This window comes from Methanoregula sp., assembly GCF_002835825.1.
In the GTDB taxonomy this organism is placed as follows: Archaea; Halobacteriota; Methanomicrobia; order Methanomicrobiales; family Methanospirillaceae; genus Methanoregula.
Genome location: NZ_PIZH01000654.1, coordinates 1 through 1,169 on the forward strand (window position 1 = coordinate 1; position 1,169 = coordinate 1,169).

At 60.7% G+C, this 1,169-nt stretch carries 3 protein-coding genes; 1 reads left to right on the top strand and 2 read right to left on the bottom strand.

What is annotated here, in order from left to right; genetic code table 11:
* The coding region (locus CW742_RS14170; RefSeq protein WP_292421488.1) for a hypothetical protein at nucleotides 1-315 on the top strand (315 nt) is incomplete at its 5' end.
* Nucleotides 316-336: 21 nt separating this feature from the next.
* Here CW742_RS14170 and CW742_RS14175 read toward each other — a convergent pair.
* Both CW742_RS14175 and CW742_RS14180 read right to left on the bottom strand, forming a co-directional pair.
* Entirely contained in the window at nucleotides 337-648 is a 312-nt protein-coding gene (locus tag CW742_RS14175) for a putative quinol monooxygenase (protein ID WP_292421490.1), read from the bottom strand.
* Between the two features lie 159 nt (nucleotides 649-807).
* The coding region (locus CW742_RS14180) for a dihydrofolate reductase family protein (protein ID WP_292421492.1) at nucleotides 808-1,169 on the bottom strand (362 nt) is incomplete at its 5' end.

Genomic DNA, 1,169 nt, shown 5'->3' on the forward strand with positions numbered 1-1,169 from the left:
GGCACCTGCTCGATGCGGTTTGAAGGCGCAGGCATGGAAGGCATGAGCGGGATGACCATGGACTGCTCGGCATCCGCTTCAGGCGAGGCATCTTCAAACCCCAACGAGGTCGCTTCCGATGTCCAGTTCAGGTTCGTCACGATCGAGCCGGTCAGCGTTCCTGCCGGCACCTACCCGACTGCATCCAAGTATGCGGTGACCACCCAGGGCGAGACCCTGTACTACTGGACTGCCCCGGGCGTCCCGACTTTTGTCAAGTACTCGATGAAGACCGATGAGGGCGAGGTCATTACCGAGCTCAACGGCTGGGGATAATCCCGCCTCTTTTTTTCGTTCTTACCCAAGATTCCGCCACGTTTTTGACGAGGCCGCACCGTGCAGTACTTCCGGGGCGATCTGGCTCTCGAACGCCCGGACATACGGTGAATACCGGTGCGTTTCATACGCCTGCTGGTCCCGCCAGACCGACGTTATCAGGAAGAGACCCCCGGTTTCTGTTGATTCCGCGGTAAGATAGATAATGCAGCCGTCTTCCTTGCGGGACGAAACGAGCAGCTCATGGGCGATGACCCGCATCCGATCGATGAATGCGGGCCTGACACGGATGGTCAGCGTGACGATATGTGCCAGGGGTGCGATGGTCGGCATCACAAGAATCTCCAGCGAACACCGCCCCGGCCATGGAGACCGGGTCCTGGGGGGGGTGTCCGGTATACCGGGCATAGGTTCAGCCGGATAATAAAGATGAGGGATCGCGAGGAGGAACCGTGGCGACCCGGGCGATCGATATCCATGAACAGAGGGGGGTTACTGCTGCGGGACGTAGCGTACCCAGAGGAGCCCGCCATCCATCACCTCGTGGCTTTTCAGCCGGAGGGGCACCTGCAACCCGCGGATCCCGGCCTTCTCCGGGTCGAAGACGGTTGGATCGGGGCGACCACCGGCAAGGAACGGGTGAATCAGCACGCTCACCTCGGTGACAAGGCCGGTCGCGAGCATCACGCTGTTGAGCGTGCCGCCGCTGTCAACCCGCACGGTTGCGACCCCGTGCTGTACCTGCAACGCTTCCATGGCTGCCAGCATATCGATCCGGTCCCTTCCGGCTATGATCGTTTTGATCTTCCGATCTGCAAGGAAGTCAAGGTACTCCTGCGGCGTGGATTCCGAAC